Source organism: Pseudomonas sp. GM33 (assembly GCF_000282295.1).
Taxonomy (GTDB): domain Bacteria; phylum Pseudomonadota; class Gammaproteobacteria; order Pseudomonadales; family Pseudomonadaceae; genus Aquipseudomonas; species Aquipseudomonas laurylsulfatiphila.
Window position 1 is genome coordinate 1 of the sequence record NZ_AKJO01000001.1, and the last position, 1,816, is coordinate 1,816.

At 42.1% G+C, this 1,816-nt stretch carries 2 protein-coding genes; one reads left to right on the forward strand and one right to left on the reverse strand.

The genetic code is table 11. From position 1 onward, the window contains the following. Positions 1-620: 620 nt before the first annotated feature. Entirely contained in the window at positions 621-1,562 is a 942-nt protein-coding gene (locus tag PMI26_RS29255) for a lipid II-degrading bacteriocin (protein ID WP_007969728.1), read from the reverse strand. Positions 1,563-1,633: 71 nt separating this feature from the next. Between PMI26_RS29255 and PMI26_RS31730 the strand changes: the two genes are divergently transcribed. Beyond that, on the forward strand, positions 1,634-1,816 hold a 183-nt coding region (locus tag PMI26_RS31730), incomplete at its 3' end, for a hypothetical protein (RefSeq protein ID WP_238540778.1).

The window sequence follows — 1,816 nt, forward strand, 5'->3', positions numbered from 1 at the left end:
AGGATCAGAAGTCGGCGATGGCCAAAGCGTTTGTTGAGCTGCTGACGCAAAAGGTTGAGTCCAAAGCGTAAGGATATCTTGATGATGCTCTATGAGCTTAACTTGCAAGCGTTGGGCCGTCACCAAAGGTGCCCAGAGTGAGTTGGTCATTTTCTTCGCGAGGCGAATTTTTTGTAAAAGTTTAATTGGTGGATTACATAGGTAGCAAATGTGATGAAGTAAAGTGCGGAAATTCCTAAGTGATTTGGAGTGAGCCAATAATTAATAGATCCAATAAGCAATGCTGACGAGGCTGTTGTGGAAAATAATGCTAAGGCAGTTGAAGCAATATTGGTTGTCTTTTGATGGTATAGCTGTTTGTAAAGCGGATTTTGGATGGTGGATAGTAATAATAGTGTGGCAAGCAATCCGATCATAGAGACTAATGGGATTGCTATCGTGTCCTGCATGGTAGGGTAAATGCTGTTTTTGTAATTTAGAATAACGATGTAACAACTCGCAGCTGAAGAGATTGGTAGCGTTGTGAGGTACAGTGTTCGAAAGTGCTTATTGAACATGGTTATAGTGCCCTGCTGATAATTAAAGAGGCAGTCAGATATTATTTGACTGCCTAGATATTATTAGAACGGTTGAACTTGATGTCCTTTGCCAACTAAGTGTATTTTGTGTTCGCCTGAAATATCTATTTCAAAACCTGTTCCCGGTAGTGCCCTGCCGGCAGTGGTTAAATGTTCTAATGCAGGAGGTCTGTCACTCTCGTTGAAATCGTATCTGTCATGGTAGGCTTTTATTACACCAATAAATCGCCAGGAGTCATCGTTACTTCGTATAAAGTCTCCTGTCATGCTCAAAGTAATTCTGCCCAGATAAGCCCAAGTTGCTAGATTGTCGCTATATGTGTCGTATCCAACGCGCGGGTCGACAAGATTATATACGCCAGGTAATTTTGTGTGTTCAATCGCCTGTCTTAGTAATGGTAGTTTGTGCTCTAAAATATTGAGTCCGATGGTGTTGATGTCGACTTCAAGCTTTTGCCCTTTACCCCATAGGTAATGTCCAAGTGCCTTGACAGGACTGAACGTGCCTCCAGAAAGTTTTGGGGTTTCCAGCTTGTATGAAGTACTGTCTGCATGCCCGGAACTGGCAACTGCAATAATAGCTTCTCTTGAGCTGAAACCACTTTTTTGCAGAGCGTCAGCCAAGCTAAAATTCACGATTTTGTTTTTGAAAAGATCATCGTTGATTCTCCAGTATGGATCTACCCATCCACGATCGCTTTCCACGATACGCCAAATATCTTTAATTGCGCCATATGCATCATTTTTGTTTAATGCCTTGTCTAGTATTTTTAAATTGAAAGTAAATTCGTCAAGTCCCGTTTGACGCTTTATCATGTCGATGATAAGGGGTTTTTTATCTTCCGTAACCACCTCGGGTTCTGGTGGAGGGAGAACGTAAGTGCCATCAATAATGATGCCGTCCGTAGACCAGTATCCACCTGATGAACCTCTCCAGCTGCCTACAACATCTGTGGCGGGCAAGTTGATTCCATTTTGAGTCATTACCTACATCCTTGTTCGGTTTTGATTTGTGGGTTTCTGAGTTCTTTGTTTAGACTCCTCGATAATTAAGCATGAACAAGAAAATCGCTCAATGGGGTAAATATGCGATCGGATCTGTATTACAAAGATTTCGGAATGATCCGATAGGTCAGTTTTTTGTTCTGATTAATATAGATACATCACGGTCGAATAATCGGAGACGCCTTTACACTTCCGTAGGTAAAGTTGTTGCCTGCGCTACTTCATCGCCGTCG

Coding starts and splice junctions, on each gene's coding strand:
- PMI26_RS29255 (WP_007969728.1), bottom strand. CDS start 1,562: ATGACTCAAAATGGAATCAACTTGCCCGCCACAGATGTTGTAGGCAGC.